Genomic DNA, 23,127 nt, shown 5'->3' on the forward strand with positions numbered 1-23,127 from the left:
AATGCTCGTTCTACTGTCAGATAGTCACATGTCAGAAGTAGGGTCTGCGGTGAAGAACCGGCTGAAATTTCAGAATGCAAAGAATAATGCCGGCTACCCGATCCCATAAATGACACTGCTCGCAATGAAGTTCGGCGTATTACGAGGGGCATGTCTTCTCGTTTCCGCCTTGGCACCAACTGTCGCATGGGCTCAAGACTCGTCGGCAACTATGCCCGAGACCACGGTCGAGGACATCGTGGTGCTGGGCATGCCCCTCCGCGAGCAGGTAGAAACCTTCGTTGACGATGTCACAGCGCCCGCAACGGGGTGGGGGCCGGCCCGCTGGGATGAGAGATCCGGAATCTGTGTCGGTGTGGTGAATCTTCGCCCTGACGCCGCTCAGGCCATGGCAGACCTCGTCTCGGAAGTTGCGCTCGACCTGGGCCTGACCGTGGGTGAGCCGGGCTGCAGCCCCAATATTCTTGTAATCGCCACCGACGACGCGCCCGCGCTAGCGACGGCCCTTGTTCAGCAGAGCCCCAACGCTTTCCGTCCTCGCTATTCCGGGGCTGCACGACGGCCATCGGCACTGAGGGCATTCCAGTCCAGCGACAGCCCCGTACGATGGTGGCACGTCAGTATGCCGATTATAAGAGAGACAGGCCAGCCAGCCGTCAGACTCCCTGGTGGGGACGCACCGTGGATACCAAGTTGGGGGAGCCGCTTGACTTCGCCCATCACCAGCAAGTTGCTGCGGGCCTATGTGATCATCGACATCGATCAGGCCGAAGGGCTGAGTTTTAGTCAGCTAGCTGATTATGTGGCCATGGTGGCTTTTGCCCAGATCGACCCCGACGCCGATGTCTCGGGCTTTCCGACTATTCTCAATGTCTTCGACAACCCGACCATCGCGTTCGGAATGACGGATTGGGATGAAGCCTATCTCGGTTCCCTTTACGGCGCCGAAATGAACCAGCGCAACCCGAACGCCCAGTCCGGGGCGGTCGCAGCCCTGATGTTCCGGGACCGTCAGCGTGTCGCGGGTGACGATGAGGTCGAACTGGAAGATGCTGACGCCGAGTGATCAGCCAAGAGGCGACGTCGGACATGAAAACCTTTACCCTCGGGATTGCGCTTGCGGTTCTGGTCGGGCTGATGCCGGCCACTGTCGCAGCTCAGGAAACCCGGCCCCCCGAGGAGACCACGGTCGAGGACATTGTCGTCCTCGGCACCCCCCTTCGCGAGCAGGTCGAGACCTTTGCCGATACCGTGGTCGCGCCGCCGCACGGGCGCGGCCCGGCCCGGTGGAGCGCGCGCTCGGGTATCTGCGTGGGTGTGGTCAATCTGCAGCGCGAGGCCGCTCAGGCCATGGTCGACCGGGTGTCCGAGGTGGCGCTCGACCTTGGCCTTCCCATCGGTGAGCCGGGCTGTAGTCCCAATGTGCTGATCATCGCCACGGACGATGCGTCGGCCCTGACCGCCGCCTTGGTCGAGCGCAGCCCCAACGCCTTTCGGCCTCCCTATTCCGGCTCGTCCCGTTCGCGCCTTCAACTGCGGCGCTTCATTGAGTCCGACGCACCGGTGCGCTGGTGGCATGTCAGCCTGCCAGTCAACAGTGAGGCCGGCGGCATAGCCGTACGCATTCCCGGCTATGCCCCGCCGCAAACCGGCACAATGGCCAGCCGACTGACCACAGTCATCCAGAACGACCTCAGGCGCGCCTATGTGATCATCGATATCGACCAGGCGGAAGGCGTCACCTTCCAGCAACTGGCTGATTACGTCGCCATGGTCGCCTTTGCCCAGGTCGACCCGGATGCCGTTCTGTCGGGCTTTCCGACCATTCTGAATGTGTTCGAAAACCCCACCATCGCCTTTGGCCTGACCGACTGGGATGAGGCTTACCTGGGTTCGCTTTACGACGCCGAGCTGAACCAGCGTAGCGCGAACGCCCAGTCGGGGGCTGTCGCCGCCCTGATGTTCCGCGAACGGAGGCGTGCCGAGGCGGAGGCTGAAGCCCTCGCGGACGCGCCATCGGAGTAGGTCGTCGCCCCCGAACAGAAAAGGGCGGTGGATCGCTCCACCGCCCTTCAAATCTGTCCGACGTGAGCCGGGATTAGTCTTCGGCGTCGTCGTCGTTGCTGAACACCGGGCCGGAGTCGAGACCCTTGGCGGCGGTGTCGCGATCAACGAACTCGATGACGGCCATGGCGGCGTTGTCGCCGTGGCGGAAGCCGGCCTTCATGATGCGGATATAGCCACCGTTACGGTCGGCGTAGCGCGGTCCGATGGTCTCGAACAGCTTGCCGACCTGCGGCACGTCACGCACCTGGCTGATGGCCTGACGACGGGCGTGCAGGTCGCCCTTCTTGGCCAGGGTCACCAGCTTCTCGACGAAGGGGCGAAGCTCCTTGGCCTTGGGCAGGGTCGTGGTGATCTGCTCGTGCTTGATCAGCGAGGCCGCCATGTTGGCAAACATGGCCTGGCGGTGACTGGTCGTGCGACCAAGCTTGCGATAGGCGGCGCCGTGGCGCATCGGGGTCTCTCCTACTCAGTCCCGGTTCCCGCATGCTCTTGGCGGGCCTGGGCCTTTTCCTTCTAACCGCTCCGTCAGCCGTCTGGCCTGGGGCGGAGGGGTTGAACTCAGATCTGGTCGTCGAACTTCTTGGCCAGGTCTTCGATGTTTTCCGGCGGCCAGTTGGGCACATCCATGCCCAGGCTGAGGCCCATGGTCGCCAGCACTTCCTTGATCTCGTTCAGCGACTTGCGGCCGAAGTTCGGGGTGCGAAGCATTTCGCCCTCGGTCTTCTGGATCAGGTCACCGATGTAGACGATGTTGTCGTTCTTCAGGCAGTTGGCCGAGCGGACCGACAGTTCCAGTTCGTCGACCTTCTTCAGCAGGGCCGGGTTGAACGGCAGTTCAGGCTTGCCGTCCGACTGCTCGACCACGGCCTTGGGCTCGTCGAAGGTGATGAAGATTTGCAGCTGATCTTGAAGGATGCGCGAGGCGAAAGCCACGGCGTCCACCGGCGAGACCGCACCATTGGTCTCCACTTCCAGAACAAGCTTGTCATAGTCCAGCGACTGGCCCTGACGGGTCGGCTCAACGCGATAGGCGACGCGCTTGACCGGCGAATACAGGGCGTCGACGGCGATCAGGCCGATCGGCGCGTCTTCCGGACGGTTGGCTTCCGAGGCGACATAGCCCTTGCCGTTCTGGACGGTCAGTTCCATGCGCACCGAGGCGCCGTCGTCCAGCGTGCACAGCACGTGGTCGGGGTTCAACACTTCGATGTCGTGCGGTAGCTCGATCTGGCCGGCGGTCACCGGGCCGGGGCCGGTCGCCTTCAGCATCATGCGCTTCGGGCCTTCCGAGTGCATGCGCAGGGCCAGTTGTTTGATGTTCAGCACGATGTCGACCACGTCCTCGCGCACGCCTTCCAGCGACGAGAATTCGTGAACCACACCATCAATCTGGATCGCGGTCACCGCGGCGCCTTGCAGCGACGACAGCAACACGCGGCGCAGGGCATTGCCGAGCGTCACACCGAAACCGCGCTCGAGAGGTTCGGCCACCAGGCGCGCCTTACGCAGCGGGTCGGTACCGGTCTCGATCTGCGGTTTCTCGGGACGGATCAGCTCTTGCCAGTTTCTTTCGATCATAGGGTCCCTCGAACGGGTTTCGTCGATCTGGAAAGTCCGCGATTGCGAACAGCCCGACCAACGGGAAAAGAATGCTTCAGCGGGCCTTAGACGCGGCGGCGCTTGGGCGGACGGCAACCGTTGTGCGGCATCGGCGTGACGTCACGGATGGTGGTGATGGTCATGCCGGCGGCCTGCAGGGCGCGCAGGGCCGACTCACGACCGGAACCGGGGCCCGAGACGTTCACTTCCAGCGTCTTGACGCCGTGCTCGCTGGCCTTCTTGGCCGCGTCCTCGGCGGCCATCTGCGCCGCATAAGGGGTCGACTTGCGCGAGCCCTTGAACCCCATGTGACCGGCCGAAGACCAGGAAATCGCATTTCCCTGGGCGTCGGTGATGGTGATCATGGTGTTGTTGAAGCTGGCGTTCACATGCGCCACGCCCGAAGTGATGTTCTTGCGCTCGCGGCGTTTGACGCGACCCGTGTCCTTGGCCATCGATCAGCTCTTTCTCTTACTTCTTCTTGCCGGCGATCGGCTTGGCCGGACCCTTGCGGGTGCGGGCATTGGTGTGGGTGCGCTGACCGCGGACCGGCAGGCCCTTGCGGTGACGCAGGCCGCGATAGCAGGCCAGGTCCATCAGACGCTTGATGTTCATCGAGGTTTCGCGGCGGAGGTCGCCCTCGACCGTGTGGTCGGCGTCGATCGTCTCGCGGATCTGCAGGACTTCGGCGTCGGTCAGGTCATTGACCCGGCGCGCGGCCTCAATGCCCACCTTCTCGGTGATTTCACGGGCGGCGGCGGGGCCGATGCCATGGATGTACTGAAGCGCGATGACAACGCGCTTGTTGGTCGGAATGTTGACGCCAGCGATACGGGCCACGAATATCTCCAATAACGCGTTTCCAGACGCAGAAACCGCTCCGGTCAACAGACCAGGAGCGTGTCGCGTCCTTCGCGGAAGCGCGCCTTATACAGGGGATTCACGCGCCGTCAACGGCTGTGGGGCGCTTCAGGGTGCATTGCGCCCGAAGCGAATGGTTATCACAGCCCGCAGGTCAAAGTCAGGGCGGCCGTCGACCATGCCCGGGCGGAACCTGTATTCGGCAACCGCAGCTGCGATGCCGGCGGCGCCAAAGCCTTGGCCGGGCGGCGTCTCGCTCAGGACCCGGCACTGATCCAGCACCGTATCCTGCCGGATCCGGCAGCTGACGACGGCGGTCCCCGACACGCCCCGGCGCAAGGCCTCGCGCGGATGATAGGGCCGCAGGGCGTCGGGACGCGGCTCGCGCAGGTTTCGCGGGCCGGTCCGCGTGCCTGCGCCCGGGCCGGCGCCTTGACCCGTACCGGTCCCCGTGCCGGTCCCCTGACCGCCCAGCCCCTGACCCGGCGTGGGCGTCGGCAGCGGCGCAATACCAACCCGGGGTGTCGGCTCAGGCGCAGGCTCGGGTGGGGCGACCAGCTCGCGTTCGACCTCGGGCGGGGGCTCGGGCGGCAGGTTTACGACCGAGGGACTGGCCGGCGCCCCTCCCCCGGTCTCGACGGCCGGCTCAGCCGGTGGCGGCGGGGGCGGCGGGGGCGGCTCGGGGGAATAGAGGAAGACGTCGATCGTCCTCAGCGGCGCCTCGGGCAGAGCGGGAGTCGAGCGGCTGACGGCCAGCAGCACCAGGCCGTGAACGGCCAGAGCCACGACCATGCCACCGCTCCAGCGGGACGCCCGGCGTTGTCGGGGAGACAGAGAGGAAAAAGACAGGCCCATCGGCCCAGCTTAACGCCCGAAACCGGGTTCGGTCTCCTGTCGCGCTCAGGCGTCGGCCAGAACGGTGTCGATGGCCCCGGCGACGGCGTCGATCGAAGCCATGCCGTCGATCTCGACCAGCTTGCCCTGGCCCTCATAGTAGGGAAGCAGCGGCGCGGTTTGCCGGTTGTAGGCTTCCAGCCGGACGCGGAAGCTTTCAGGGTTGTCGTCCGGGCGCCCCTGTTCGGCATAGCGCTGGGCGATGCGGGCCTTGAGCGCCTCGTCATCCACCTTCAGGCGGACCACCCGGTCGATGGTCGAGCCGCGGCGGGCCAGCATGGCATCCAAGGCCTGGGCCTGGGCCACCGTGCGGGGAAAGCCGTCGAAGATGGCGCCCCCGGCAGCCTCGGCCTCATCCAGCCGCGCCTCGATCAGGGCCACGACGATCTCGTCGGTGACCAGTTCGCCACGTTCCATGATGCCCTTGACCGTCTGGCCGAGGTCGGAGCCAGAGGCGATGGCGGCGCGCAGCATGTCACCGGTCGACAGCTGGACCATGCCCCGCGTCTCGACCAGCCGCTTGGCCTGGGTGCCCTTGCCGGCCGCAGGCGGCCCGAACAGGATCAGGTTCATGGCGTTCCCCCTCTGGCCTAGCGGCGTGCAGGTGCCGGCATGCCACCCCGGCCGCCGCCGCCACGTCCGCGCAGCTTGGCCTTCTTGATCAGCCCCTCATACTGGTGCGCCAGCAGGTGCGACTGGATCTGCGCCACCGTATCCATGGTCACGGAGACCACGATCAGGATCGAGGTGCCGCCGAAAAGCAGGCCACCCATCGAGCTGGCCATGAATTCCGGCAGCAGGCAGACGGCGGTGATGTAGGCCGCGCCGATCACCGTCAGGCGGGTCAGCACATAGTCCAGGTACTCGGCCGTGCGCTTGCCCGGACGGATGCCCGGCAGGAAGCCGCCGTACTTGCGCAGGTTCTCGGCCGTGTCCTCGGGATTGAAGGTGATCGAGGTGTAGAAGAAGCAGAAGAAGATGATCAGGAACGCATACAGCGCCATGAACAGGGGCTGCCCGTGCGACATCTGGGCGGTGACGAACGGCAGCCACCCCATCCACGACGGCAGGTCCGCATTGGCCGTCATCTGGGCCACGGTCGCCGGCAGCAGTAGCAGGGACGAGGCGAAGATCGGCGGAATGACGCCGGCGGCATTGACCTTCAGCGGCAGGAAGCTGCGCTCCCCCCCAGCCATGCGGTTGCCTTCCTGACGCTTGGGATACTGGATCAGCAGCCGACGCTGGGCCCGCTCCATGAAGACGATGAAGACCACGGTGGCGATCGCAAGCGCGCCGAGGAACAGCAGCAGGAAGGCCGACATCTGGCCCTGCTGGGCCAGACCCAGCAGCCGCGCGACACTGGACGGCAGGACCGCGACAATACCGGCAAAGATGATCAGCGAGATGCCGTTACCGACGCCGCGCGCCGTCACCTGCTCACCCAGCCACATCAGGAACATGGTGCCGCCCGTCAGGGTCACGACGGTCGAGACGATAAAGAAGATACCCGGTGCATCGACCAGATTCGGCTGGCCGTTCAGGCCCACGGCGATGCCCAGCGACTGCATCAGCGCCAGCAGCACGGTCAGATAGCGGGTGTACTGGTTCAGCTGCTTGCGACCGGCCTCGCCACCTTCCTTCTTCAGCTTCTCCCAGGGCGGATAAACCGCGCCCATCAGCTGCACGATGATCGACGCCGAGATGTAGGGCATGACGTTCAGGGCGAACACGGCCATGCGCTCGACCGCGCCGCCGGAGAACATGTTGAACATGTCCAGGATGCCGCGCTGGCCGTCCGGGTTCTGGAAGAACTGCAGGAAGGCCTCGGAATTGATTCCGGGGATCGGCACGAACGTCCCGATCCGGTAGACCAGCAGCGCACCCAGCGTGAAGAGCAAGCGCTTGTGCAGCTCGGTCGCTTTCGCGAACGAGCCGATGTTCATATTGGCAGCAAGTTGTTCGGCGGCCGAAGCCATAGCGGTTTACCCCGACGTTTCAGTCCAAGACCGGCCGCAAGCGACCGGGTGCCCATTCCCAGATAGGCGAAGGGCGGCCTCTTAGCGAGACCGCCCCGGCGGGTTTATTTTTCAGCCTTGTCCGCAGCCTGGCGGCGGGAGCGGGCCGAGACCTTGTTGGCGTCGCCACGCGGCGCCTTGGCGGGGGGAGCCTTGCCCTTGGCGGCATTGCGCTTTTCGATCCGCGCGGCGGCCTTGGCTTCAGCGGCGATCCGCTCCTGCACGACGGTTCCGCCAGCGGCCTCAATGGCCTTGACCGCGCCGGCCGAAGCCGACCACACGACCAGGTTAAGCTTGGCCTTCAGCTCACCGGTGCCCAGCACGCGCACGCCGTCCTTGGTGCGGCGCAGCACACCGGCGGCCACCAGGGCGTCGCCGTTGATTTCGTTCTTGATGTCCAGCTTCTTGGCGTCCACCGCGTCCTGCAGACGCCACAAGTTCACCTCGGCCAGCTTCAGCGCGCCGGGGTTGTTGAAGCCGCGCTTGGGCATGCGCATGTACAGCGGCATCTGGCCGCCTTCAAAGCCCAGCAGGCTGACGCCCGTCCGCGACTTCTGACCCTTGACGCCGCGGCCCGAGGTCTTGCCCTTGCCGGAACCGGGGCCCCGGCCGACGCGCATGCGCTTTTTGTGAGCGCCTTCGTTGTCACGGATTTCGTTCAGTTTCATGTGCCTGATCCTTTCGGGTGCTAGCGCCTGGCGAGGCCAGACTCGGCGTTGAAAAAAGAAAGTGGCGAGTGGCGAGTGATGAGTGCCGAGTCAAGCAAAATCGGATGAACCGACCCCCTGCCTACTCGTCACACGCCACTCACCACTCGCCACTTCGCGTAGCGAATTCGCTTACTTTTCGACCACTTCGACCATGTGGGCGACCTTGGCGATCATGCCACGGACGGCCGGGGTGTCCTCAAGGGTCGATTCACGACCCATGCGGTTCAGGCCCAGACCCATCAGGGTGGCGCGCTGGTCCGACTTGCGACGGATCGGGCTGCCGGTCTGGCGGACGGTGACGGTGGAGGTGTCTTTCTTGGCCATGATCAGCTCTCGACGGCTTCCGGCGCCGAAGCACCGTCATTGCGACGTCCCATCAGATCCGCAACCTTCTTGCCGCGCTTGGACGCGATCTGGCGCGGCGAGGACTGAACCTTCAGCGCTTCAAAGGTGGCACGGATCATGTTGTACGGGTTGGACGAACCGGTCGACTTGCCGACCACGTCCTGCACGCCCAGGGTTTCCAGAACGGCCCGCATCGGACCGCCCGCGATCACGCCGGTGCCCGGAGGGGCCGAGCGGACCATGATCTTGCCGGCGCCCCAACGGCCGTTGCCGTCGTGATGCAGGGTGCGGTTCTCGCGAAGCGGAACGCGGATCATCGTCTTCTTGGCTTCTTCCGTCGCCTTGCGGATGGCTTCCGGCACTTCGCGCGCCTTGCCGTGACCGAAGCCGACACGGCCCTTGCCGTCGCCGACGACCATCAGGGCCGCGAACGAGAACCGGCGGCCGCCCTTCACAGTGGCCGCGACGCGGTTGATGTGAACCAGCTTTTCGATGATGTCCGAATCCGGACCCTCGGCCTGGGGAGCGTTGCGGTTGTCACGACGATTGCGATCGTTGCCGCCGCCGCCGCGTTGGGGTTGATGCGCCATGCTGCGGTTCCTTAGAAGTTCAGGCCGGCTTCACGCGCGGCATCCGCCAGCGCCTTCACCCGACCGTGATAGATGTAGCCGCCCCGGTCGAAAACGACGTCGGTGACGCCCTTTTCCTTGGCGCGGTCGGCGATCAGCTTGCCGATACGCGCCGCAGCGGCGGTGTCGGAGCCCTTCTGCTTCTTGCCCTTTTCGCCTTCCAGCGAAGAGGCAGCAACCAGGGTGACGCCGTTGGCGTCGTCGATGATCTGGGCCGAGATGTTCTTGTCCGACCGATGGACCGACAGGCGCATGCGACCGTTGGCGACCGCCTTGAGGCGACGACGGGTGCGCTCGGCGCGACGCTTGGCATTCTGTTTGAGCGTAGTGGCCATGACTTACTTCTTCTTGCCTTCCTTGCGCCGGACGGTCTCGCCCGCGTAGCGCACACCCTTGCCCTTGTAGGGCTCCGGCGGACGCAGCTTGCGGATGACGGCGGCGATCTGACCGACGGCCTGCTTGTCATTGCCCGAGATCTTCACTTCGGTCTGCTTGGGCACGGCAAAGGTGATGCCGGCCGGCGGAGCGATGTCGATCTCGTGCGAAAAGCCGAGTTGCAGCGACAGCGACTGGCCCTTGAGCGCGGCGCGATAGCCGACGCCGACCAGTTCCAGGGTGCGTTCAAAGCCATCGGTGACACCGACGACCATATTGTCGACCAGGGTCCGCGACAGACCCCACATGGCGCGGGCACGCTGGGTGTCCGCACGCGGGGCCAGATTCAGACCGTCGTCACCCTGAGTGACCTCGATCTCTTCGGCCACGGTCCACGAGCGCTCGCCCTTGGGGCCCTTCACCACGATGGTCTGGCCGTCGATGTTGACGGTCACACCCTTCGGGATGGCGATGGTTCTTTTACCGATACGGGACATCTTAGTAGACCCTGCAGAGGACTTCGCCGCCGACGTTGGCGTCGCGGGCAGCCGTGTCAGACATGACGCCCTTGGAAGTCGAAAGGATCGAGATGCCGAGGCCGTTCTTGATCGGCTTCAGGTCGGTAATCGCGGAGTAGACGCGGCGGCCCGGCTTGGACACGCGGCTGATCTCGGCGATGACCGGCTGGCCGTCGAAATACTTCAGCTCAATCTCGAACTGCGGGAACTCGCCGGGGTTCTGAACCAGCGAATAGCCGCGGATGTAGCCTTCGTCCTTCAGCACGTCGAGGACGCGCTGACGCAGACGCGAGGCCGGGGTGAGCACCTTGGAACGCTTGCGGGTCGCCGCGTTCTTGATGCGAGCGATCATGTCGCTCAGGGGATCGTTGATCATCATGGCGTTTTTCCCCTTACCAGCTCGACTTGGTCAGGCCGGGGATCTGACCCTTGTTGCCCAGTTCACGCAGCGCGATACGGCTCATCTTGAGCTTGCGGTAATAGGCGCGCGGACGGCCCGTCACCTCGCAGCGGTTGCGGATGCGGCTGGGCGCGGAGTTGCGCGGCAGCGCGGCCAGCTTGAGGCGCGCTTCGAAGCGTTCCTCCAGCGGCAGCGATTCATCGTTGGCGGTCGCCTTGAGGGCGGCCCGCTTCGCGGCATACTTCGCAACAAGCTGCTTGACGTGCTCGTTCCGGTTTACGGCGCTTTTCTTAGCCATTGTGCTTTTCCTTTCCCGCTCAGTTCACGAACGGGAATTTGAATTCGGTGAGGAGAGCCTTGGCCTCTTCATCCGTTTTGGCCGTGGTGCAGACGATAATGTCCATGCCCCACATCTGGTCGATCTGGTCGTAGTTGATCTCCGGGAACACGATGTGCTCCTTGAGGCCCATCGCATAGTTGCCGCGACCGTCGAACGAGGTGCCCTTCAGGCCCCGGAAGTCCTTCACGCGCGGCAGCGCGATCGTGATCAGCCGGTCCAGGAACTCGTACATCTGGTCGCCGCGCAACGTCACCTTGCCGCCGATGACCATGCCTTCGCGCAGCTTGAAGCCGGCGATGGAGTTGCGGGCCTTGGTCGGCACGGCCTTCTGGCCGGCGATCGCGGTCAGGTCCTTGAGGGCGGCGTTCGCCTTCTTGGAGTCGGCCACAGCTTCACCGATGCCCATGTTCAGGACGATCTTGTCCAGGCGGGGCATCTGCATCGGGTTGGTGTAGCCGAACTTCTCGGTCAGCACGCCCTTGATGCGCTCGTTATAATCGCCCTTGAGGCGCGGTGTGTATTTGGATTCGGCCATCAGATGACGTCTCCCGTCGTCTTGGCGAAGCGGACCTTCTGGTCGTTCTCCACCTTGAAGCCCACGCGGGTCGCCTTGCCGTTGGCGTCAGCGATCGCGACGTTCGACAGGTGAAGCGAGGCTTCCTTGTTCTTGATGCCGCCCTGCGGATCAGCCTGGGTCGGGCGCGTGTGGCGCTGAACCATGTTGATGCCTTGCACGACGACGCGATTTTCGGTCGGCAGAACCTTCAGCACCTTGCCGGTGCGTCCCTTGTCCTTGCCTGCCAGGACGACGACGGTGTCGCCCGATTTGATCTTGGCGGCCATGGTTACAGGACCTCCGGAGCCAGCGAGATGATCTTCATGTGGTTCTTGGCGCGCAGCTCGCGCGGAACCGGGCCGAAGATACGGGTGCCGACCGGCTCGTTCTGCTTGTTGACGATCACGGCGGCCGACTTGTCAAAGCGGATGACCGAGCCATCCTTGCGCTGGATGTCCTTGGCCGTCCGGACGACGATGGCGCGCACGACGTCACCCTTCTTCACCCGGCCGCGCGGAATCGCTTCCTTGACCGAGGCGACGATGGTGTCACCAACCGAGGCGTAGCGACGCTTCGCGCCGCCCAGCACCTTGATGCACATGACCCGGCGAGCGCCCGAATTGTCGGCCACCTCCAGGTTAGTTTGCATCTGGATCATGGGATCCGATCCTTCTCTATTACGAAGCCGAAGCCTGGGAGTCGGCGACGACTTCCCAACGCTTCAGCTTGGACTTCGGGGCGCACTCGACGATGCGGGCCAGGTCACCGACCTTGAGGGCATTCGCTTCGTCGTGGGCGTGATACTTCTTGGACAGGCGCACGGTCTTTTTCAGGACCGGGTGCAGCAGGGTGCGCTCGACCTTGACGACGACAGTCTTGTCGCCCTTGTCGGAGACGACCACGCCTTCGAGAATTCGTTTCGGCATCTTCGTTCCTTTAAGCCGCTGCCTGCTTCTGGCGCAGAAGCGTCGAGAGGCGGGCGATGTCCTTGCGCACTTCACCCACACGGTGGGTCTTTTCCAGCTGGCCGGTGGCCGCCTGGAAGCGCAGGTTGAACTGTTCCTTCTTGAGCTTGAGCAGCTCTTCGGACATTTGGTCGGGCGTCAGGGCCCGCAGGTCGGCGATCTTGGTCATGCCGCTTGCTCCGTTTGGCCGATGCCGGCATCTAGGCGGGTGACCACCTTGGTGCGGACCGGCAGCTTGGCGGCACCGAGGCGCAGCGCCTCGCGGGCGATGTCGTCCGGCACGCCGTCGATTTCGAACAGGATCCGGCCCGGGTGGCAGCGCGCCGCCCAGTGGTCCACGGCGCCCTTGCCCTTACCCATCCGCACTTCGGCCGGCTTGCCGGAAACCGGCACGTCCGGGAAGATACGGATCCAGACGCGGCCCTGGCGCTTCATCTGGCGGGTGATCGCGCGGCGGGCCGCCTCGATCTGACGCGCGGTGATGCGTTCCGGCTCCATCGTCTTCAGGCCGTAGGAGCCGAAGTTCAGCGAGAAACCACCCTTGGCCGAGCCATGGATGCGGCCCTTGAAGGCCTTGCGGTATTTGGTCTTCTTCGGTTGCAGCATGACTTAGCTCTCACGTCCCCGGTCACGGCGCGGACCGCGATCACCGCGGGGGCCACGCTCGCGGCCTTCATTCGACGACGGACCGGCAGCTTCCTGGGCCCAACGCTTGTCCTGGGCCATCGGGTCGTGCTCCAGCACCTCACCCTTGAAGACCCACACCTTGACACCGATGATGCCGTAGGTGGTCTTGGCTTCGTACACGCCGTAGTCGATGTCGGCGCGCAGGGTGTGCAGCGGCACACGGCCTTCACGGTACCATTCCATCCGGGCGATTTCGGCACCGCCGAGGCGACCGGCGACATTGATCCGGACGCCCTTGGCACCCAGACGCATGGCCGACTGCATGGCGCGCTTCATGGCGCGGCGGAAGGCCACGCGGCGCTCCAGTTGCTGGGCGATGTTTTCGGCGATCAGCTGGGCATCGACTTCCGGCTTGCGGACCTCGACGATGTTCAGGTGAACCTCGCCGTCCGTCATGGCGGCGATGTCCTTGCGCAGCTTCTCGATGTCGGCGCCCTTCTTGCCGATCACGACACCCGGACGGGCGGCATAGATCGTCACGCGGCACTTCTTGTGCGGACGCTCGATGATGATCCGCGACACGCCGGCACCCGACAGGCGCTCACGCAGCCACTCGCGCAGCTTCAGGTCCTGGTGGAGCAGCTTGGCATATTCCTGGCCGCCGGCGAACCAGCGGCTGTCCCAGGTGCGGTTGACACCGAGCCGGAGCCCGATCGGATTGATTTTCTGACCCATCAGGCGGCCTCGCCGGCTTCACGGACCACGATGGTGATCTCGCTGAACGGTTTCAGGATACGCGACGAACGACCACGAGCGCGGCTCGCGAAACGCTTCATCACCAGGTTCTTGCCCACGAAGGCCTCGGCAACGATCAGGTTGTCGATGTCCAGGTTGTGGTTGTTCTCGGCGTTGGAAACGGCCGAGTACAGGACCTTGCGGACGTCGGTCGCAATGCGCTTGCGGCTGAACTCCAGCTCGTTCAGCGCCTTCTGCACCGGCAGGCCACGGATCGACTGGGCCACCAGGTTCAGCTTCTGAGGGCTGATGCGGACGTTGACCAGCTTGGCGCGGGCCTCGGTCGTCGACACGCGACGGGGGTTTTTGGTCTGGGCCATCCGTTACTTCCTTTTGGCCTTCTTGTCCGCCGCGTGGCCCGGGAACGACCGGGTCGGGGAGAACTCGCCAAACTTCATGCCGACCATTTCTTCGGAGACCGACACCGGCACGTGCTTCATGCCGTTGTGGACACCAAAGGTCAGGCCAACGAACTGCGGCAGGATGGTGGACCGGCGCGACCAGGTCTTGATCACATCCTTGCGGCCCGACGCTTGCGCGGTCTCGGCTTTCTTTAGCAGATACCCGTCGACAAACGGGCCTTTCCAGGAGGAGCGGGCCATCTTTAGCGAGCCTTCTTAACGTGGCGGCTACGGATGATGTATTTGTCCGTGGCCTTGTTCTTGCGGGTACGGGTGCCCTTGGTGTCCTTGCCCCAGGGCGTGACCGGCGTCCGGCCACCCGAGGTCCGACCTTCACCACCACCGTGCGGGTGGTCGATCGGGTTCATGGCAACACCGCGGACGTGCGGACGGAAGCCCATGTGGCGCTTGCGACCGGCTTTGCCGAGGTTCTGGTTCATGTGGTCGGGGTTCGACACCGCGCCCACCGTGGCCATGCAACCGTCCAGAACCATGCGCAGCTCGCCCGAACCCAGACGGATCTGGGCGTAACCGGCGTCGCGGCCGACCAGCTGGGCGTAGGCACCGGCCGAACGGGCCAGCTGGGCGCCCTTGCCCGGCTTCATCTCGATGTTGTGGATGATCGTACCCACCGGCATCGAACGAAGCGGCATGGCATTGCCCGGCTTCACGTCGGTCTTTTCGCCTGCGACCACCGTGTCGCCCGCCTTCAGGCGTTGCGGCGCGATGATGTAGGCCTTTTCGCCGTCCTCATAGGTGATGAGGGCGATGAAGGCGGTGCGGTTCGGATCGTATTCCAGGCGCTCGACGGTCGCCGTCTGGAACTTGCGACGCTTGAAGTCGATCTTGCGGTACAGGGTCTTGGCACCACCGCCGCGGAAGCGGACGGCGATACGACCACCGGCACCGCGACCGCCGGACTTGGTAAGGCCTTCGGTCAGCGACTTCTCCGGACGCCCCTTGTGGAGCTCCGAACGGTCGATCAGCACCAGGGCGCGGCGGCCCGGCGACGTCGGATTATATGTCTTCAGAGCCATCGGTTCAGAGCCCCGTGGTAACGTCGATGGACTGGCCGTCGGCCAGCGTCACGATCGCTTTCTTGATGTCTACCCGACGGCCCATGATGCCGCGGAAACGCTTGGTCTTGCCCTTTTGAACCAGGGTGTTGACCTTGACGACGCTGACCTTGAACAGGCTTTCGACCGCCGCAGCGATCTCGTCCTTGGTGGCCGTACCGGCCACACGGAAGACGACCTTGTTCTGCTCGGACAGGATCGTCGCCTTCTCGGTGATGATCGGCGAGAGGATCGTGTCGTAGTGTTTGGCTGTGGGTTGAGCGCCGGCCATTATGCGGCCTCCTTCTCAGAGAAGCGCGCCTCGATCGCCTCGACGGCGGCCTTGGTCAGCACCAGCTTGTCGGCCCGAAGGATGTCATAGACGTTCAGGCCGGCATTCGGCAGCACGTCGATGTTCGGGATGTTGCGAGCCGCCAGACCGAAGCCGACATCGACTTCCGGACCGGCGATGATCAGGCACTTGGTCCAGCCCAGCTTGCCGAACTGCTCACGCAGCTTGGCGGTCTTGGGTTCCTTGACCGAGACGCTGTCGACCACGATCAGGTCGCCCGAGACGACCTTGGACGACAGGGCGTGGCGCAGGGCCAGGGCACGGACCTTCTTGGGCAGCGAGAAGCCGTGGTCGCGAACGACCGGGCCGAAGGCGCGCGAACCACCGACGAACTGCGGGGCGCGACGCGAACCGTGACGGGCGCCGCCGGTTCCCTTCTGCTTGTACATCTTCTTGCCGGTGCGCGAGTTTTCGTTGCGCGTCTGGACCTTGTGGGTACCGGCGCGGCGCTTGGCCAGTTGCCAGTTCACATAGCGGGCCAGCAGGTCGCCGCGGATGTCGGTGATGCCGAATACGGCATCCGACAGCTCCACATCGCCCGAGGCCTTGCCGTCGAGTTTGATGACCGAGAGCTTCATTACGCTTCACCGCCTTCTGTGGTTTCGGCGACGGGGGCGTCCTCGGCCGGGGTCTCGGCGGGCGCCTCAGCAGCAGCCTTGCCCGAAGACTTCACGGCACCGGGGAACGGAGCGTCGGCCGGACGGGCCTTCTTGATGGAGTCGCGAACCTTGACGTAGCTGCCGTCGTGACCCGGGACAGCGCCCTTGATCAGGATCAGGCCGCGGTCGACGTCGACGCGGAACACAGTCAGGTTCTGCAGGGTGACGGTTTCCTGACCCAGGTGACCCGCCATCTTCTTGCCGGCGAAGGTCTTGCCCGGGTCCTGACGGTTACCCGTCGAACCGTGCGAGCGGTGCGAGACCGACACACCGTGGGTGGCCCGCAGACCGCCGAAGTTCCAGCGCTTCATGGCACCGGCAAAACCCTTACCGATGGTCTGGCCCTGAATGTCCACGGTCTGGCCGGCGATGAAGTGGTCCGCCGACAGCTCGGCACCGACATCCATCAGCGCGTCTTCCGACACGCGGAACTCGGCGACGATACGCTTGGGCTCGACCTCAGCGTTGGCGAACACCGTGCGTTGCGCCTTGTTGGTGCGCTTGGCCTTGCGGGCACCGGCACCCAGCTGCAGGGCGACATAGCCGTCCCGCTCCTGCGTGCGCTGACCCACGACCTGGCAGCCATCGAGCTGCAGCACGGTCACAGGGACATGCGCGCCATCTTCAGCGAAGATACGCGTCATTCCCAGCTTCTTGGCGATCACGCCCGTTCTTTGCGCGTCTTTGCGCATCGGATCCCGCCTCTTCTTCTTAAATCTTGATCTCGACGTCCACACCGGCGGACAGGTCGAGCTTCATGAGCGCGTCCACAGTCTGCGGGGTGGGGTCGACGATATCGAGGACACGCTTGTGCGTGCGGATTTCAAACTGCTCGCGCGACTTCTTGTCGACGTGCGGCGAACGGTTCACGGTGAACTTTTCGATCAGGGTCGGCAGCGGGATGGGACCGCGAACAGTCGCACCCGTGCGTTTGGCAGTATTGACGATTTCGCGCGTCGAAAAGTCGAGGACGCGGTGATCGAAGGCCTTGAGCCTGATGCGGATGCTTTGATCCATATCGGTCGTATTTCCCAAGCAGGCGAACCTGCGTCCCTGTGAACCATTTCAAAGACCGGAGTCTTCAGGCCGAAGCCTTCAGAGTACGCACGTCCGCAAAAACGAGCGGCCCACGCAGTTACCCGCGAAGGCCGTTTAAGTCCTGGATCGCTGCAAAGAACAGGGTCTCAGGTCGTTCCTGCGGACCGCGTCTGCACTTCATACTCACGCGAAGTGCACAGCCGGTCCAACAAGAGTGGGGGCTTATGCCGTTCGATTCCGCCTGCGTCAAGGGCGGAATTCCACGGATGTCAGCGACCGATGCTTATGTCGCCCGACCCTAGGATGGCGCGGCTGACGCGACCGGTCACTTCATGGACCCGGACATCGCCCGAACCGGCAATCGACACGCTCAGATCGCCGACCGTACCCCGGAATTCCACGTCTCCCGAGCCCGCGATGGAAATATCCACGCGCGGAGCGGTGCCGCCGCGGACAAGAAGATCGCCCGATCCGGCTACGCCCAGCTCGACCGGACCGTTGACGCCGGCGACCTCCACATCGCCTGAACCCCCGATACCGATGTCCAGATCGCGAGTCGCCCCGGCGCGGACATTGCCCGAGCCGCCAATGCCGATCTTCAGCCTCTCGGAGGTGCCCACCAGGGCATCCCCCGATCCCGCGAGGGACAGGTCAAGCGTCCCGGTAACATTGGCGATGGTCCAGTCGCCGCATCCAGCATTGCCGAACTCGACGTCGCTGGCGCCGCGTCCGATCGTGCCGAAGACCGCGCCCGAGGCGCTCACCTCCACCTTGCAGGGGGTTCTGACGACGATCAACGGGGCCTCGTCCAGACGGACCCGTCCGACATCGCGCAGATCGACCGACGCGCCCTCCCCCGGCTGGCGCGCGCTGGCGGGGCCCGAGCGGCAGTTGCGGATGGCGCGACGCGGCAGATTGCCGTCCACCTCGATTCGGTCGCCCCTCTGGCGGACCGTCGGCACCGGCAGGTCGGCGCGGCCCCGCTCGATCTCGACGGCAACATCCGCGCGGTCCTCGACCAGCACGATGACCCGGGCAACGGCATTTTCGATCTGGACGTCCTGGGCCTGTACCGTGCCGGCCAGCGCGGTCGTCGACAGCAGAGCGGCGGACAGGATGAGTGCGGATTTCATGGGTGTTCCTCCCTTTCCCAACATGAGGAAAGGATGCGCGCCCGAGGCCCGCCTGTCATTTTAACTCGAGGTCATGACCTCGAATTAATGGAGCCCGCCCCGTCCAAGGCCCCGACCTCGGGTTCAAAGTCGCGTTCGAACCGGGCGATCTGATCCGGCATCAGCTTCAGCTTCCTGAACGCCAGCGATGCGGCCCAGCGGGCGGCAAGCCCCACCGTGCCGAGCGTGTCGGTCGAGCGGGGCTGATGTCTCCGCGCCCGGGCAACGGCATTGGCATAGAGGGCCCCGTTGCGGAACCGGGTCGGCCAGGTCTGAAAGTCCATCGACAGCGACACGCAGAACCGGTCCAGATTCTCGACCCGGTGCGGCGCATAGAAGGGCCAGGTCAGCGCCTGCCCCGGCTCCAGATCAACCACCTGGGCATCGGCCTCGAAGCTGCGGCTGTACGGCACTTCTTCGGTCGTCTGGCGGGCGACCACCTGTTCCATGGCAATCTCGGGCAGGTGCAACTCATCGCCCGGATAGACGAACACCCGCTTGCGGCCGCGCAGGTGAAACAGCACCACGCCCGCCGCGTCGAAATGATAGGGCACCCGCGCCTTGGGCGACGACAGGATCAGCTGGCCCGCATTGCGTACCGCCTTCAGCCCCGGATAGCGCGCCTGTATGGTTGCCAACTCGCCCATCGCGGCCTGCCACAGCTCGGGCCATCCCTGTTCGACCGAGCGCAGATTGACCCACAGGCGCCCCTGTTTGATCGCCTCCAGCAGTTCAGCGCCCGACAGGCGCCCGCGCGCCCCGGTGCGCAGGCGCGACTGGCCGTCGTCGTCATAGTCATAGAGGTTGATGTCAAACAGCTCGGCCGGATAGCGATCCAGCAGGGCGGCGAGCGCCTCGTCCGAGGCAAAGCCGCGATCGACCAGCGTATGGGGGTGCACATCCCCCTTTGCGATCGGGCCGGTGTAGCGCGAAGGGGCGGTCTTTTGCAGCATCGGGTCTCTCCGGTCGATCAGGCCGAGGCCGTCAGGATGTCGGGCGTCTTCCTCAGGGCCGCGCGGGCCGCGACCGCCACACCCCGCATGCGCGCCAGACCATCGACCTCGCAGGCCTCAATGGCCGACCAGCGACGGCGCAGACTGGTGCGCAGGGCCTCGCTCCGCACCGGGCCGACCAGGGTCTCCAGCGTCGCCGCCGCCGCACCGCCCAGGCTGGCCTGCAGGCCGGGCTTCTGGATGACGGCCTCGCGCAGGCTCTGGGAGGCATTGCAGAAATACTTCTTGTAGTGCTCGCCACCGAAGCCGAAATCGAACACGCGATACCCCTGCTCCGAGCCCTGACGCATGGTCTCGAGGCTCAGCAGCACTCCGGGCGAGCAGCGCGCCAGACCGGGCACATAGGCCGGGAACCAGAAGTGATAATGGCTGTCGGCGTGCAGAGAATATTCCAGGGCACACAGCCTGTCGCCCGCCCACAGCCCCGCGATCGAGGCGCCAAAGTCGCCCTTGGCCTGCATCAGCGCTTCCAGCAGCCGTACCGTCCAGCCACAGGCGAACACATCGTGCAGGCTGCTGCGCCGGTACTGATCGCGCTTCAGGTCAATGACCTGCGTCAGCAGCTCGGGGTCGCGCAGGCCCAGTTCGACGCGCACAGGGCCCAGTTCCGTCTCGAGACTGCGGCGGGCGCGCTCCTTGTCCTTGAAGTATTTGCCCTGGGTCGTGCGCCGTTCGGCGTACCAGGGCTCAAAGCCGGCGTCCGGGAGCACGGCCATCACCGCTTCGCGCACCCGGCCCGCCCCGCCGGGCCCAACCCAGCCACTGACGTTGAGCCGGTTGCCGTCCAGCAGGTCGGCGACATGGGTCAGGGTCGGGGCCGTCTCGGGGTGGCTGATGATCCCGTGGTAATCGTTCATCGGCGCCGCCAGCGGCTGGATCGCCCCGCCACGGGTCTGGTGCGGGAAGAAGCCCACGACATCCTCGCCCCGGTGCAGCACGGCCACGCGCGCGCCCGGCGTGACCCCGGCGGCGATGCGGGTAAACTCGGGCCGGAAATAGGGGCTGGACAGCGCCGGATTGGCGAGGCGCATCTGCTCCCACAACGTCCAGTGATCCGCCGACAGGCGCTCAACGCCCAGCATCTCGACCTTCAGAGCCATCGCCATTCCCGTCTCGTTCGCCTCGCTCGGGTCCGCCTGTCGCGTACCCCCGTCATCTCAAACCTAACCGATCAGCCTTGAACCCGGGTTGAGAGCCATGGTGAACGCGGCATTAGTCATGCCGGGCGAGCGGGAGCCTCCCGGGCGCCTTGAGCGTTGAGCCTGCGCCGGGCACTGTGCTCGTCGAAGGAGTCCTCCCATGACCGACCCCCGACCCGATAACCGCTCTGTTGAAAACGAGGACCAGCGCCCCTCAAAGGATGGCGAGCCCCCGCGTCCGGCCACCGAACCCCGCGGCTCGGAAGGCTCCAGCAATTCGGGCGAGACCGAAACCGACCCCGCCACCGGCGAAGAGAACTGATGCGACCCGCCGGCACCCTCGCCTCCCTGTTGGCCGTCCTTGCGATGGGGGCCTGCGCCCTCGTCCCCGGGCCCTCGACCATCCGGGCGTTCGAAGTGCCGGCGGCTTGCCCGGTCTCGACCAGTGGCTTTCGGGCGAATGACGGCCTTATGCGCAGCCGTGCCGCACTTCGGGCAGGAGCACTGACAATCCTGGCCGTCGGCTCCTCGAGCATCGAGGGAGTGGGCGCCAGCCAGCCTGAACGCGGCTATGTCCCGCTGGTCCAGGCGGGTCTGCGCGACGCCTTCCCCGACGCCCGCATCACCGTCATCAATCGCGGCATCGGCGGCGAGACGACCGCTGACACGGTCACCCGGCTGCAGGCCGAGATCGACGCCGCCCGCCCCCATCTGGTCATCTGGCAGCTGGGCACTAATGATATGCTGCGCGACCTGACCCTCGCCCGGGTGGTCAGCGATTTTGACCGAGGGCGCGACATCCTGGATGCCGCCGGCGTCGATGTGGTGCTGATCGATCCCCAGCGTCTTCCCGAAGACACCGACAACGACGGCTTCCGGGGCCGTAACACCCTGCTCGCCGGAGTGGCCGGTACGATTGCCTACCTCGGCACGCGAGAAGGCTATGCCGTCGATCCTCGCTTCGGCCCCATGTCCGGTTGGACCGGTCTGGAAGGCGGCGGGGTCGGCCCCGACGATCTGCATCTCAACGACAGCGGCTATGCCTGCTGGGCCGCCAATACCGTCGCAGGCCTCGGCAAGGCGCTGCGCTGAGGGGAACGCGGGCGGCCCTGCGGGTTTGGACAGGGGCCCTCAACCGGAGCCTGTCCATGATCCTTCGCCGCCCTCTCCCCGTGGTCCTCCTTGCCGCCCTGCCCCTGCTGGCGACTGCGGCCTGTGGTGACAATGACCGCGAGCGATCCCAACTGGAGGCGTCGAGTCCGGCCCGGGATGAAGCGACCCGCCTGCGCCAGTCGATCGAATCCGCCACCTTCACCTCACCCACGTCCGACACGGACACCGATACGGCGAACGGGGAGGATGAGACTGCCGACTCATCGGAGCGCGGCGGTGCGGTCACCGAGGCCCTGCCCGACGAGGCGCGGCCCAACCCCGCCATGGCCCGGGCCCAGATCCTGCTGGACCGCACCCGTTTCTCCCCCGGCATCATCGACGGCTTGGGCGGCGATAACACCCGCCAGGCCATCGCCGCCTTTCAGGAGGCCAACGACCTGGAGGTGACCGGCGAACTGGACGCGAAGGTCTTCGAGCAACTGACCTCGGGCGACAGCAACCGGGTGCTGACCGACTACACCCTTACCGAAGACGACGTGGCCGGCCCCTTCATCGGCACCGTGCCCGAAGACATCGCCGCCATGGGCGAGCTCGAGACGGTCGGCTACGCCGATGCCCGCGAAGCGCTGGCCGAGAAGTTTCACATGAGCGAGGCCCTGCTGGACGCGCTCAACCCGGGGGTCGATTTCGGCCGCGCGGGCCAGACCATCGTCGTCGCCGCGACCGGCCCGGACACGCTTGATGGCAAGGTCGCCCGCATCGAGGTCACCAAGGCCGAGAACTCGCTCCGCGCCTTCGACGCCGACGGCAAGCTGCTGGCCTTCTATCCCGCCACCATTGGCAGCAGCGAGACCCCCTCCCCGTCCGGCTCCCACACGGTGCGAGCGATCGCGCCGCGACCGAACTACACCTATGACCCGTCCATGTTCGGCGAGAGCGGAGGCAAGGTCATCGTGCCGCCCGGCCCGAACAATCCGGTCGGCGCGGTGTGGATTGACCTGTCGCGCGACGGATATGGCATCCACGGAACCCCTGAGCCGGCCAAGATCGGCAAGACCGCCTCCAGCGGCTGCGTCCGCCTGACCAACTGGGACGTCGAACAATTGGCCAGCGCCGTCGAAGAGGGCGTGGAGGTGGAGTTCGTCTGACGGGGCTAGGCTCGCGACGCGGTCGCGGCCACTTGAGGCCGGACAGCAAAACGGCCCCCGGATCGCTCCGGGGGCCGCTCTGTTATGCGTATTCGTGTCTACCGATTACTCGGTGATCTTGGAGACCACGCCGGCGCCGCCTCCGTGTGCGCTTGTCGCACACGGCGCTCGTTTCGATGATTACTCCGTAATCTTCGAAACGACACCTGCTCCAACCGTGCGGCCGCCTTCGCGGATGGCGAAGCGCAGGCCCTGGTCCATGGCGATCGGGGTGATCAGCTCGACGTTCAGCTCGGCGTTGTCGCCGGGCATGATCATCTCCACACCTTCCTTCAGGTGCA

37 protein-coding genes are annotated in these 23,127 nt (G+C 65.2%); 5 read left to right on the forward strand and 32 right to left on the reverse strand.

From position 1 onward, the window contains the following. The first annotated feature begins 211 nt into the window (after positions 1–211). Together EG854_RS13045 and EG854_RS00785 are read left to right on the forward strand one after the other, a co-directional pair. On the forward strand, positions 212–1,066 hold the full coding sequence (locus EG854_RS13045) for a hypothetical protein (RefSeq protein ID WP_164461748.1): 855 nt from the start codon (positions 212–214) through the stop codon (positions 1,064–1,066). A 23-nt stretch (positions 1,067–1,089) separates the two neighbouring features. Continuing rightward, entirely contained in the window at positions 1,090–2,025 is a 936-nt protein-coding gene (locus tag EG854_RS00785; protein WP_164461750.1) for a hypothetical protein, read from the forward strand. Positions 2,026–2,098: 73 nt separating this feature from the next. Here the strand turns inward: EG854_RS00785 and rplQ are convergent, their stop codons facing one another. From rplQ to EG854_RS00940, 31 genes are all read right to left on the reverse strand, one after another. Next, entirely contained in the window at positions 2,099–2,518 is a 420-nt protein-coding gene (gene rplQ / locus EG854_RS00790; protein ID WP_123285834.1) for a 50S ribosomal protein L17, read from the reverse strand. 107 nt (positions 2,519–2,625) lie between these two features. After that, positions 2,626–3,645, reverse strand: a complete 1,020-nt coding sequence (locus tag EG854_RS00795; protein WP_123285835.1) for a DNA-directed RNA polymerase subunit alpha — start codon at positions 3,643–3,645, stop codon at positions 2,626–2,628. An 86-nt stretch (positions 3,646–3,731) separates the two neighbouring features. After that, entirely contained in the window at positions 3,732–4,121 is a 390-nt protein-coding gene (gene rpsK / locus EG854_RS00800) for a 30S ribosomal protein S11 (protein WP_123285836.1), read from the reverse strand. A gap of 16 nt (positions 4,122–4,137) precedes the next feature. Continuing rightward, entirely contained in the window at positions 4,138–4,506 is a 369-nt protein-coding gene (gene rpsM / locus EG854_RS00805) for a 30S ribosomal protein S13 (RefSeq protein ID WP_123285870.1), read from the reverse strand. Between the two features lie 129 nt (positions 4,507–4,635). Further along, complete coding sequence (locus EG854_RS00810) at positions 4,636–5,319, reverse strand: energy transducer TonB (protein WP_206423358.1); 684 nt, start codon at positions 5,317–5,319, stop codon at positions 4,636–4,638. 108 nt (positions 5,320–5,427) lie between these two features. Continuing rightward, on the reverse strand, positions 5,428–5,994 hold the full coding sequence (locus tag EG854_RS00815) for an adenylate kinase (protein WP_123285838.1): 567 nt from the start codon (positions 5,992–5,994) through the stop codon (positions 5,428–5,430). 17 nt (positions 5,995–6,011) lie between these two features. Beyond that, positions 6,012–7,397, reverse strand: coding sequence for a preprotein translocase subunit SecY (gene secY / locus EG854_RS00820; protein ID WP_123285839.1), 1,386 nt, complete (start codon positions 7,395–7,397; stop codon positions 6,012–6,014). A 104-nt stretch (positions 7,398–7,501) separates the two neighbouring features. After that, positions 7,502–8,104 carry a 50S ribosomal protein L15 gene (gene rplO, locus EG854_RS00825; RefSeq protein WP_123285840.1) on the reverse strand — a complete coding sequence of 201 codons (603 nt, stop codon included), beginning with the start codon at positions 8,102–8,104 and terminating at the stop codon, positions 7,502–7,504. 171 nt (positions 8,105–8,275) lie between these two features. Continuing rightward, on the reverse strand, positions 8,276–8,470 hold the full coding sequence (gene rpmD / locus EG854_RS00830; RefSeq protein WP_123285841.1) for a 50S ribosomal protein L30: 195 nt from the start codon (positions 8,468–8,470) through the stop codon (positions 8,276–8,278). A gap of 2 nt (positions 8,471–8,472) precedes the next feature. After that, positions 8,473–9,081 carry a 30S ribosomal protein S5 gene (gene rpsE, locus EG854_RS00835; protein WP_123285842.1) on the reverse strand — a complete coding sequence of 203 codons (609 nt, stop codon included), beginning with the start codon at positions 9,079–9,081 and terminating at the stop codon, positions 8,473–8,475. A gap of 11 nt (positions 9,082–9,092) precedes the next feature. Continuing rightward, entirely contained in the window at positions 9,093–9,455 is a 363-nt protein-coding gene (gene rplR, locus EG854_RS00840) for a 50S ribosomal protein L18 (protein ID WP_123285843.1), read from the reverse strand. A gap of 3 nt (positions 9,456–9,458) precedes the next feature. Then, positions 9,459–9,992, reverse strand: a complete 534-nt coding sequence (rplF, locus tag EG854_RS00845; RefSeq protein ID WP_123285844.1) for a 50S ribosomal protein L6 — start codon at positions 9,990–9,992, stop codon at positions 9,459–9,461. 1 nt (position 9,993) lies between these two features. Next, on the reverse strand, positions 9,994–10,392 hold the full coding sequence (rpsH, locus tag EG854_RS00850; RefSeq protein ID WP_123285845.1) for a 30S ribosomal protein S8: 399 nt from the start codon (positions 10,390–10,392) through the stop codon (positions 9,994–9,996). Positions 10,393–10,405: 13 nt separating this feature from the next. After that, entirely contained in the window at positions 10,406–10,711 is a 306-nt protein-coding gene (gene rpsN / locus EG854_RS00855; RefSeq protein WP_123285846.1) for a 30S ribosomal protein S14, read from the reverse strand. A 19-nt stretch (positions 10,712–10,730) separates the two neighbouring features. Then, positions 10,731–11,288 carry a 50S ribosomal protein L5 gene (gene rplE, locus EG854_RS00860; protein WP_123285847.1) on the reverse strand — a complete coding sequence of 186 codons (558 nt, stop codon included), beginning with the start codon at positions 11,286–11,288 and terminating at the stop codon, positions 10,731–10,733. Further along, positions 11,288–11,596 carry a 50S ribosomal protein L24 gene (rplX, locus tag EG854_RS00865; RefSeq protein WP_123285848.1) on the reverse strand — a complete coding sequence of 103 codons (309 nt, stop codon included), beginning with the start codon at positions 11,594–11,596 and terminating at the stop codon, positions 11,288–11,290. Before rplX ends, rplE begins: the two co-directional genes overlap by 1 nt. Positions 11,597–11,598: 2 nt before the next feature. Beyond that, positions 11,599–11,967: a 50S ribosomal protein L14 gene (gene rplN / locus EG854_RS00870; RefSeq protein WP_123285849.1), complete on the reverse strand. Its 369-nt coding sequence runs from the start codon at positions 11,965–11,967 to the stop codon at positions 11,599–11,601. A gap of 19 nt (positions 11,968–11,986) precedes the next feature. Then, positions 11,987–12,235 (reverse strand): 30S ribosomal protein S17, encoded by a 249-nt coding sequence (rpsQ, locus tag EG854_RS00875; protein ID WP_123285850.1) that lies wholly within the window; start codon positions 12,233–12,235, stop codon positions 11,987–11,989. Between the two features lie 10 nt (positions 12,236–12,245). After that, the gene (rpmC, locus tag EG854_RS00880; protein WP_123285851.1) at positions 12,246–12,443 is read right to left on the reverse strand and encodes a 50S ribosomal protein L29; all 198 of its coding nucleotides are present in this window, start codon (positions 12,441–12,443) and stop codon (positions 12,246–12,248) included. After that, positions 12,440–12,880, reverse strand: a complete 441-nt coding sequence (gene rplP / locus EG854_RS00885; RefSeq protein WP_123285852.1) for a 50S ribosomal protein L16 — start codon at positions 12,878–12,880, stop codon at positions 12,440–12,442. The genes rpmC and rplP overlap by 4 nt, the downstream gene beginning before the upstream one ends. Positions 12,881–12,883: 3 nt before the next feature. After that, entirely contained in the window at positions 12,884–13,636 is a 753-nt protein-coding gene (rpsC, locus tag EG854_RS00890; protein WP_123285853.1) for a 30S ribosomal protein S3, read from the reverse strand. Then, positions 13,636–14,016, reverse strand: a complete 381-nt coding sequence (gene rplV, locus EG854_RS00895; RefSeq protein WP_123285854.1) for a 50S ribosomal protein L22 — start codon at positions 14,014–14,016, stop codon at positions 13,636–13,638. Before rplV ends, rpsC begins: the two co-directional genes overlap by 1 nt. Positions 14,017–14,019: 3 nt before the next feature. Then, entirely contained in the window at positions 14,020–14,298 is a 279-nt protein-coding gene (rpsS, locus tag EG854_RS00900) for a 30S ribosomal protein S19 (protein ID WP_123285855.1), read from the reverse strand. Positions 14,299–14,300: 2 nt separating this feature from the next. Beyond that, complete coding sequence (gene rplB, locus EG854_RS00905; protein WP_123285856.1) at positions 14,301–15,134, reverse strand: 50S ribosomal protein L2; 834 nt, start codon at positions 15,132–15,134, stop codon at positions 14,301–14,303. Between the two features lie 4 nt (positions 15,135–15,138). Continuing rightward, positions 15,139–15,444: a 50S ribosomal protein L23 gene (locus EG854_RS00910; RefSeq protein WP_123285857.1), complete on the reverse strand. Its 306-nt coding sequence runs from the start codon at positions 15,442–15,444 to the stop codon at positions 15,139–15,141. Then, positions 15,444–16,082, reverse strand: coding sequence for a 50S ribosomal protein L4 (rplD, locus tag EG854_RS00915; protein WP_123285858.1), 639 nt, complete (start codon positions 16,080–16,082; stop codon positions 15,444–15,446). The genes EG854_RS00910 and rplD overlap by 1 nt, the downstream gene beginning before the upstream one ends. Next, on the reverse strand, positions 16,082–16,855 hold the full coding sequence (rplC, locus tag EG854_RS00920) for a 50S ribosomal protein L3 (protein ID WP_123285859.1): 774 nt from the start codon (positions 16,853–16,855) through the stop codon (positions 16,082–16,084). Before rplC ends, rplD begins: the two co-directional genes overlap by 1 nt. A 19-nt stretch (positions 16,856–16,874) precedes the next feature. Next, on the reverse strand, positions 16,875–17,180 hold the full coding sequence (rpsJ, locus tag EG854_RS00925; RefSeq protein ID WP_003164367.1) for a 30S ribosomal protein S10: 306 nt from the start codon (positions 17,178–17,180) through the stop codon (positions 16,875–16,877). Between the two features lie 290 nt (positions 17,181–17,470). Then, entirely contained in the window at positions 17,471–18,334 is an 864-nt protein-coding gene (locus EG854_RS00930; protein ID WP_123285860.1) for a GIN domain-containing protein, read from the reverse strand. Between the two features lie 71 nt (positions 18,335–18,405). Next, complete coding sequence (locus tag EG854_RS00935; protein ID WP_123285861.1) at positions 18,406–19,326, reverse strand: cupin-like domain-containing protein; 921 nt, start codon at positions 19,324–19,326, stop codon at positions 18,406–18,408. Between the two features lie 17 nt (positions 19,327–19,343). Continuing rightward, on the reverse strand, positions 19,344–20,492 hold the full coding sequence (locus EG854_RS00940; protein ID WP_123285862.1) for a GNAT family N-acetyltransferase: 1,149 nt from the start codon (positions 20,490–20,492) through the stop codon (positions 19,344–19,346). Positions 20,493–20,685: 193 nt separating this feature from the next. Here EG854_RS00940 and EG854_RS13050 point away from each other — a divergent pair, with 193 nt between their 5' ends. The 3 genes from EG854_RS13050 to EG854_RS00950 are packed head-to-tail and all read left to right on the forward strand — an operon-like array spanning position 20,686 to position 22,786. After that, the gene (locus EG854_RS13050) at positions 20,686–20,847 is read left to right on the forward strand and encodes a hypothetical protein (RefSeq protein WP_164461752.1); all 162 of its coding nucleotides are present in this window, start codon (positions 20,686–20,688) and stop codon (positions 20,845–20,847) included. Then, a complete protein-coding gene (locus tag EG854_RS00945; protein WP_123285863.1) occupies positions 20,847–21,617 on the forward strand; it encodes an SGNH/GDSL hydrolase family protein in 771 nt (256 codons plus the stop codon). Before EG854_RS13050 ends, EG854_RS00945 begins: the two co-directional genes overlap by 1 nt. 56 nt (positions 21,618–21,673) lie before the next feature. Next, positions 21,674–22,786, forward strand: coding sequence for a L,D-transpeptidase family protein (locus tag EG854_RS00950; RefSeq protein ID WP_123285864.1), 1,113 nt, complete (start codon positions 21,674–21,676; stop codon positions 22,784–22,786). Between the two features lie 180 nt (positions 22,787–22,966). On the opposite strand, the gene EG854_RS00955 is transcribed toward EG854_RS00950, so the two are convergent. After that, on the reverse strand, positions 22,967–23,127 hold a 161-nt coding region (locus EG854_RS00955; RefSeq protein WP_478209853.1), incomplete at its 5' end, for an EF-Tu C-terminal domain-related protein.

The organism is Brevundimonas halotolerans, assembly GCF_003730275.1.
In the GTDB taxonomy this organism is placed as follows: domain Bacteria; phylum Pseudomonadota; class Alphaproteobacteria; order Caulobacterales; family Caulobacteraceae; genus Brevundimonas; species Brevundimonas halotolerans.